The sequence below is a fragment of the Streptomyces sp. ATCC 21386 genome, from assembly GCF_018728545.1.
GTDB lineage: Bacteria > Actinomycetota > Actinomycetes > Streptomycetales > Streptomycetaceae > Streptomyces.
Genome location: NZ_JAAVVL010000001.1, coordinates 2,156,078 through 2,164,357 on the forward strand (window position 1 = coordinate 2,156,078; position 8,280 = coordinate 2,164,357).

Annotated in this window: 5 protein-coding genes; 3 read left to right on the top strand and 2 right to left on the bottom strand. The window is 70.8% G+C overall.

Annotation, left to right across the window (positions count from 1 at the left end; translation table 11 throughout):
• The first annotated feature begins 58 nt into the window (after window positions 1-58).
• Window positions 59-1,540: a M1 family metallopeptidase gene (locus tag GWK25_RS09395; RefSeq protein ID WP_215449328.1), complete on the top strand. Its 1,482-nt coding sequence runs from the start codon at window positions 59-61 to the stop codon at window positions 1,538-1,540.
• Window positions 1,541-1,761: 221 nt separating this feature from the next.
• Window positions 1,762-3,261, top strand: a complete 1,500-nt coding sequence (gene hflX / locus GWK25_RS09400) for a GTPase HflX (protein WP_215449329.1) — start codon at window positions 1,762-1,764, stop codon at window positions 3,259-3,261.
• A 318-nt stretch (window positions 3,262-3,579) separates the two neighbouring features.
• On the opposite strand, the gene GWK25_RS09405 is transcribed toward hflX, so the two are convergent.
• Window positions 3,580-4,761 carry a serine protease gene (locus tag GWK25_RS09405; RefSeq protein ID WP_215449330.1) on the bottom strand — a complete coding sequence of 394 codons (1,182 nt, stop codon included), beginning with the start codon at window positions 4,759-4,761 and terminating at the stop codon, window positions 3,580-3,582.
• 227 nt (window positions 4,762-4,988) lie between these two features.
• On the bottom strand, window positions 4,989-6,221 hold the full coding sequence (locus GWK25_RS09410) for a serine protease (protein WP_215449331.1): 1,233 nt from the start codon (window positions 6,219-6,221) through the stop codon (window positions 4,989-4,991).
• A gap of 810 nt (window positions 6,222-7,031) precedes the next feature.
• Here GWK25_RS09410 and GWK25_RS09415 point away from each other — a divergent pair.
• On the top strand, window positions 7,032-8,280 hold a 1,249-nt coding region (locus GWK25_RS09415), incomplete at its 3' end, for an aminotransferase class III-fold pyridoxal phosphate-dependent enzyme (RefSeq protein ID WP_215449332.1).

Consider the following 8,280-nt stretch of genomic DNA (forward strand, 5'->3'; position numbering starts at 1 on the left):
GGGTGGGACCGCTGCGCGTCGGCGGCGCGGAGCGGGAGCGCGCTGGTAGCGGTGGTTCATGCCGCTCACCCCACGCCCCAGGAGCCGTCGCGTCCAGGCCGCGCTGCTCGCCTCCGCCGTCTCCGTCTGCCTGATCGCCGCGAGCGCCCCGTCACCCGTTGCCCCGCTCGGCGTCGGCGACCGGCTCTTCCCGCACCTCGGCAACCCCGGATACGACGTGCGGTCGTACGACCTCGACTTCACCTACCCCGGCAGCAACCGCGAGCCCCTCACCGCCGTCACCACCATCGACGCCCGGACGACCTCCCGCCTGGAGCGGATCAACCTCGACTTCACCCACGGCAAGGTCGACTCCGTCGAGGTCGACGGGGCTCCCGCCGCCTTCACCGGAGCGGGCGAGGATCTGGTGATCACGCCCGAGGCGCCGCTCGCCGAGGGCAGCCGGACCCGCATCACCGTGCGGCACACCAGCGACCCCGTGTACACGGGCGACGTGGAGGGCGGCTGGGTACGGACCGCCGACGGGCTCGCGATGGCCAACCAGGCGGACGCGGCGCACGTCGTGTTCCCCTGCAACGACCACCCGTCCGACAAGGCCATGTTCACCGTCCGCGTCACCGTCCCCGACGGCTACACGGCCGTCTCCAACGGCCTCGCCACCGGCACGGACCGCGCGCTGGGCACCACCACCTGGACCTACCGCACCGAGCACCCCATGGCCACCGAACTGGCCCAGATCTCCATCGGCCGCTCCGCCGTCCTGCACCGCACCGGACCGCACCGCCTCCCGGTACGCGACGTGGTCCCCGCCAAGGACCGCGAGAAGCTCGAACCGTGGCTCGCGAAGACCCCCGCCCAGATCGAGTGGATGGAGCGCAAGGTCGGCCGCTACCCCTTCGAGACGTACGGGGTGCTGATCGCCGAGGCGCAGACCGGGTTCGAGCTGGAGACCCAGACGCTCTCTCTCTTCGAGAGGGCGCTGTTCGTCCGGCCCGAGTACCCCAAGTGGTACGTCGAGTCGATCATGGTCCATGAGCTGGCCCACCAGTGGTTCGGCAACAGCGTCAGCCCCCGCACCTGGTCCGACCTGTGGCTCAACGAGGGGCATGCCACCTGGTACGAGGCCCTGTACGCCGAGGAGAGGGCCGGCCGGTCGGTGGCGGCGCGCATGAAGGCCGCGTACGGCGCGTCCGACCGCTGGCGCGCGGCGGGAGGCCCGCCGGCGGCGCCCAAGAAGCCCAAGGACGGCCAGAAGATCGGCATCTTCCGGGCCAACGTCTACGACGGCGCCGCCCTCTTCCTCTACGCGCTGCGCCAGGAGATCGGCGCCCCCGCCTTCGCCCTGCTGCAGCGGGCCTGGGTCACCGTCCACCGGGACGGCGTCGCGTCCACCGCCGACTTCCGGGAACTCGCCTCCAAGATCGCCGGACGGGATCTGGGAGACTTCTTCCACGCCTGGCTGTACGAGGTGCGGACACCGCCCATGCCGGGCCACCCCGACTGGAAGTCGGCACCGGTGGAGGCCTCCGCCCGGCGGTGAGCGGGATCGACCGGGTTCCGCGCGGGTGTGACCCCCGCGCGGACGGGAAATAACCCGGGTGACGAGACGGGGCGTACCGTGCGACCATCTTCGGGTCGACGACGGGACGCCCCGGGAATCCCCGGGACACCCCGGACGTTGTCACAGTGACGGGCCGAGATCCGTGAAGATCCATCGCCCTGCGGTATCCCTATCGGCATCCCCATCGACGTAAGGACCCAATGACCTCCTCTTCTTCCCCTTCCCAGGCCGCGCAGCGCGCCTTCGCGCAGAACAACCCCGAAGGTCTTCGGGCCGATGCCCTGATGGAAGAGGACGTCGCCTGGAGCTTCGAGATCGACGGAGAGCGGGACGGCGACCAGTTCGACCGCTCCGACCGCGCGGCCCTGCGCCGTGTGGCGGGCCTCTCCACCGAGCTCGAGGACGTCACCGAGGTCGAGTACCGACAGCTCCGCCTGGAGCGCGTCGTACTCGTCGGTGTCTGGACCACGGGAACCTCGCGGGACGCGGAGAACTCCCTGGCCGAGCTGGCCGCCCTCGCGGAGACCGCGGGCGCGCTCGTGCTCGACGGAGTGATCCAGCGCCGCGACAAGCCGGACGCGGCCACCTACATCGGCTCCGGCAAGGCCAACGAGCTGCGGGACATCGTCCTCGACTCCGGCGCCGACACGGTCATCTGCGACGGTGAGCTGAGCCCGGGGCAGCTCATCCACCTCGAAGATGTCGTCAAGGTCAAGGTCATCGACCGTACGGCCCTGATCCTCGACATCTTCGCCCAGCACGCCAAGTCCCGAGAGGGCAAGGCGCAGGTCGCGCTCGCGCAGATGCAGTACATGCTGCCGAGGCTGCGAGGCTGGGGTCAGTCGCTGTCCCGTCAGATGGGCGGCGGCAAGGGCGGCGGACTCGCCACCCGTGGTCCCGGTGAGACCAAGATCGAGACGGACCGGCGCCGGATCCGCGAGAAGATGGCGAAGATGCGCCGGGAGATCGCGGAGATGAAGACCGGCCGCGAGATCAAGCGCCAGGAGCGCCGCAGGAACAAGGTGCCCTCGGTCGCCATCGCCGGCTACACCAACGCGGGCAAGTCCTCCCTGCTCAATCGGCTCACGGGCGCGGGCGTCCTGGTCGAGAACGCCCTGTTCGCGACCCTCGACCCGACCGTGCGCCGGGCCGAGACCCCGAGCGGGCGGCTGTACACGCTGGCGGACACCGTCGGTTTCGTACGCCACCTGCCGCACCACCTGGTCGAGGCGTTCCGCTCCACGATGGAGGAGGTCGGCGACTCCGACCTGATCCTGCACGTGGTCGACGGTTCGCACCCCGACCCGGAGGAGCAGCTGGCCGCCGTGCGCGAGGTCATCCGTGACGTCGGTGCGACGAACGTCCCCGAGATCGTTGTGATCAACAAGGCGGACGCGGCCGACCCGCTGACGCTCCAGCGGCTGCTGCGGATCGAGAAGCGCTCCATCGCGGTCTCGGCCCGCTCCGGCCTGGGCATCGAGGAACTGCTCGCGCTCATCGACGACGAACTGCCGCGCCCCTCGGTCGAGATCGAGGCGCTCGTGCCGTACACCCACGGCAAGCTCGTCGCCCGCGCCCACACCGAGGGCGAGGTGATCTCCGAGGAGCACACCCCGGAGGGCACCCTGCTCAAGGCCCGGGTGCACGAGGAACTGGCGTCCGACCTGGCACCGTACGTCCCGTCGGCCACCACGGCCTGACGTCCGGCAAGGCCCGCCCGTCCGGGCATGCGCGTCCAGGCATGTCCAAAGGCCCGCTCCCTCCGCCGAGGGGCGGGCCTTCGGTATGTGCGGGGTCGCGGGCCGCTTGGTGCCCCCCGCACACCCCACGTCCGTTCCCCGCGCTACGCGGTCTTCTCCTTGACCTCGTAACCCGGGGGAGGTCTCCAGCTCGCTCTCGGCCATCGAGCGGGGGCATCCGCCGTAGTAGGCGGCGATCAGCGCGCGACCGGGCCGCCGGACCGATCACGACGGCAGCCTGACAGCCCTTCCGGGCAGCGATCACCGCCCGGCACGCGCTCACCGGCCGCCGTACGTGTCACTCATCTCGTCGTACAACGCCCTTGCCCCCTCGCCCAGTAGGGGTCCCGCGAGCCAGGTGTTGTCGGACGGACCGATCGACGTGTTCGACACAAGCCGGGGCTCGCCACCGACCATCCGGAACCAGCCGCCGCCGGACGAACCCCCGGTCATGGTGCAGCCGATCCGGTACATCGTCGGCAGGGACGGATCCAGGGACAGCCGCCCCGGCCTGTCGACGCACCGGAACATGGTCAGACCGTTGTACGGCGGTGCGGCCGGGTAGCCCCAGGCGCCCACCGTCCCGGCCTCGGAAGCGGACGGCGCGGAGAAGTCCACGTCCAGGGCCGCCCCGACCGTCTCCTCCAAGGAGGTGGCGCCCGCATCGGGCCGCACATGCAGCACCGCGTAGTCGTACGGGGCACCGGCACCGCCTTCCTCGGACCCGCCCGCGATCCACTCGTCCGAGGTCGCGGCCCAGTCCGCCCACCACTGTCCGAACGGGGCGACCTCCTCGGTGGCCGCGCACCCGGCCAGCTCCTCCTCGGACCTGCCGAGGTCGTTGTAGGCAGGGACGAAGACGATGTTCCGGTACCAGCCGCCCCCGCTCCCGGCGTGGACACAGTGACCGGCGGTCCACACGAGGTTGGACTCGCCGGGATGGTTCACATCCGAGACGACCGTCCCCGAGCAGACCATCGCCCCCTCGGGGGAGTCGAAGAAGATCTTCCCGACCGGACCGGCGTGCTCGTGGTACGGCGTCTTCTCGGCCCTGGCCGCGACGGGCGCTGGGACCGGATCGCTGACGCCCTGTTCGGCGGAGGCGTCCCGCGCCGCGACGGTCTTCCCCGGATCCCCGGCCGCGCGCATCCGCTCCGCGTCCCAGAGGTCCTCGATCACAGGATTGAGGAAGTCCTGCGCCTCACCGAGCCACTTGTCCCGGGCCCAGTCCTTCCAGCCCCCGCCCTTCCAGTCGTCGACATCCACGCCGTGCTCTGCGAGCTGGTCGGCGAGGACGTCGGGGATACCGTCACCGTTGTTGTCGGCAGTGCGGGACGCGGCGGCGCGGGGTTTGCCGTCCGCGCCGCCCTCGCCCGACCCACAGGCGGCCGAAGCCAGCGCGAGAGCCGCGACGAGCCCGGTCACGGCGAGCAGGTGGTACCGCCCAGAGCAGAAACGCATGGTTCTCGACCCCCGTCGGAACTATCCGTGTGTCACGCCCACTATGCGGGGGCGCTGGGGGACGGGCGGAGGGCGCGCGAAGGAGATTCCCGCGCGCCGTCCCACCTCCGCCGCTCCTCGGGGCGGCACCACTTGGTCAGCCCGGCCTCTTGATGCGGCGACCTGTGCGCCGAGCACGGTCGGCCGGGCTCCTCAGGTCAGCCGGGCGTCATAGGGCCGACCCGGCGTCACTGCGAAGCGAACTTGTCGCTCACCGCCTTGTACACGCCCTCGGCCTCCTTGCCCAACCGTGGTCCCGCCAGCCACCCGGCGCTCACCGGACCGATGGAGGTGTTGGACACCAACGCGGGCTCACCGTCCGAACCGGTCGCCACCCAGCCACCACCGGACGAACCGCCGGTCATCGAGCAGCCGATGCGGTACATCGTCGGGTCGGCCTCGACGAGCGAGAGCCGCCCCGGCTTGTCCGTGCACTGGTACATCGTCTCGCCGTCGTACGGAGCCCCCGCCGGGTAGCCGGTCGCGGTGATGCTCTGCACCTGCGGCACGGCAGGCGCGTCGAAGTCCACCGGCAGCGCCGAACCGACCATCTCCTCCAGCGACTTGCCCCCGCTGCCCTCCTCCGGTGTCACGTGGATCACCGCGAAGTCGTACGGCGCCCCGTCACCGCCCGTCTGACCGCCCTGCTCGATCCACTGGTCCGAGGTCTGCGCCCAGTCTCCCCACCAGACGCCGTACGGAGCGACCTCCTCCTTCGTCGCAGTCCGCATCTCGGACGCAGCCAGGGCACTGTCGTTGTACGAGGGCACGAAGGCGATGTTCCGGTACCAGCCGCCCGCCTTGCCGGCGTGCACACAGTGACCCGCCGTCCACACGAGGTTGGACTTGCCCGGGTTGGCCGGGTCCTGCACCACGGTCGCCGAGCAGACCATCGTGCCCTCGGGCGCGTCGAAGAAGACCTTGCCGGCCTCGGGCACGTTCGCGTGGTACTGAGCCGCCACCGCCTTCGCGTCGACGGCCTCCGGCGCCGGGTCGGTCACACCCTCGTCACCGGTGAGGTCGCTCTCGTCGACCTCCTTGTCCGGCTCCTCGGCGTCCCGCATCCGGTCCGGGTCCCACAGGTCCTTGATGATCGGATTGACGTAGTCCTCGGCCTCGCGCAGCCAGTCGTCCTTGTCCCAGTTCTTCCAGGCCCCGCCCCGCCACTTGTCGAGGTCGATCCCGTGTTCCTTCAGCTTGTCCTTGATGTCGTCCGGGATCCGGATCTTCCCGTCGCCGCCGCTGCCGCTGTCCTGCGCGGACGCCGACGCCTCGGCGTTCGCCGTGGTGTCCCCCGAGCCGCACGCGGTGGCCGTCAACGACAGAACCGTGGCGAGGCCGACCACGGCCAGAACGGGGGAGGTTCTGCGGCGCGTGCTCCTCCCACGACGAGCGGTGAAGAGCGGTCGTATGGGTCGCATGGTGTGAACTCCCCCTGGGGCGTTGAGAATCTGTGGTGCCGAGACGGACAGCGCACGACTCCTCCGTGCGCCGGGCCGCCTCCTTGTACGTGGCCGACGCGACATTCGCGCGGCTCCGCACACTTGTTTCTTCGTACCTTCTACGTACGTAGTCCTCGTGCGTGTGGCTTGGCGGCATCCACCGAGCCGCGGCCTTCGGAACGGCACCACACACTATGCGGTCGGTGTGGGGGACATCCGATGGAACGGCAACGGTTTGGCCACGAGCCCTCCGACCAGGCGATCGACCAGGAGCAGTCGGCCGAACAGCCTGACCAAATGTCTTTTCCCTTCCAGTAGTTGAGCGAGTGAATCGAGGTTGGGGAAGAGGTGGCCGCTCATGCTCCGAAGGAGACCGCACCGTATGTCCGACCACTCCCACAGCGACAAGGGGGCCGCGCGCGTCAACCGGGTCCGGACAATGTCTCTCGCTCGGCGCGAATCTGGAAAGACGCCGGCGTCCACGATCCCGACACGATCCTGACGGGCGCTGCGGTCATGCTGGAACTCCGGCAGCCGATCGCGATCACCATGCGGGAGTCCTGAACTTCGTCATGGACACACGCCGTGGACTACCGCACACGGGTCGGAGGCCCGGTCGGCGGGACCTGGGCGAATCGGACCGGACCGGCAAAGCCTCCGCCTCGGCACATATTTTCGTCCGACCCGCTTCCCCGTACCGGTCTCGTCGTTGGTACGTGCGGGGGACCCGCCGGTGTTCGGTGATCCCTGCCGACTCGCCTCTGATGAACCGTGGGAGGAAGTGCAGCAGTGGCGGTGACCGAGTCTGCGGTGGCGCCGGTGGGACGTGAGCCCGAGCGAACTGGTCCGAGACCCGAGGGCGAACCGGCCCGCCCACGACGGGAGCACGACGGGGCACGTGCCGTGCGGTCGGGGCACGGAAGGATTCCGTGGCCGCAGGCCGCCCGGGACTCGGCGGCACGCACCTACGCGCGCTTCCTGCCCGTGGTTCCCGTACGCGCGCGGGGGCTGACCGTCGAGGACGCCGACGGTCGCCGCTACCTCGACTGTCTGTCCGGCGCCGGCACCCTCGCCCTCGGCCACAATCACCCAGTCGTCCTCGAAGCCATCCGCAAGGCGGTCGCCTCGGGTGCTCCGCTGCACGTCCTCGACGTGGCCACGCCCGCCAAGGACGCCTTCACCACCGAACTGCTCCGCACCCTCCCACCGGAGTTCGCGGACCGCGCCCGCGTCCGGTTCTGCGGCCCCTCCGGCACGGACGCGGTCGAAGCCGCCTGCAGACTGGTGCGGGCCGCCACCGGACGCTCCGGCCTGCTCACCTTCACCGGCGCCCACGCCGACCTGAACACCGCGGTCCTCGAAGCGCCCGCGACCGCCCGCGACCTCCGGGCGGCACGCCTGCCCTATCCGCAGGAGTACCGCTGCCCGTTCGGCATCGGTGGCGAACGCGGCGCCGAACTCGCCGCCCGCTGGACCGAGTCCGTCCTCGACGACGCCGAGCCCGGAGCACCGCTGCCCGCCGGCATGCTCCTCGAACCCGTCCAAGGCGAGGGGGGTGTCCTCCCCGCCCCCGACGGCTGGCTGCGCCGCATGCGGGAGATCACCGCCGCCCGCTCGATCCCGCTGATCGCCGACGAGGTCCGAACTGGCGTGGGCCGCACCGGCCGCTTCTGGGCCGTCGAGCACAGCGGTGTCATCCCAGACGTCATGGTCCTCTCCCAGGCCATCGGCGGCAGCCTGCCGCTGGCCGTCGTGGTCCACCGCGACGACCTCGACGTCTGGCGGCCCGGCACCCACGCGACCCCCTTCCGCGGAAACCAGCTCGCCATGGCCGCGGGCGCCGCCACCCTCGCCCATGTCCGCGAGAACGGCCTCGCCGAACGCGCCGCCACCCTGGGCGCCGGAATCCTCGCCCAACTCCGCCCCCTCACCGAGCGGTTCGCCTGTGTCGGTGACGTACGAGGACGAGGGCTGATGATCGGCATCGAAATGGTCACCCCGGACGCGAACCCTGGATCCGACGAGACCGGTCCGCGCC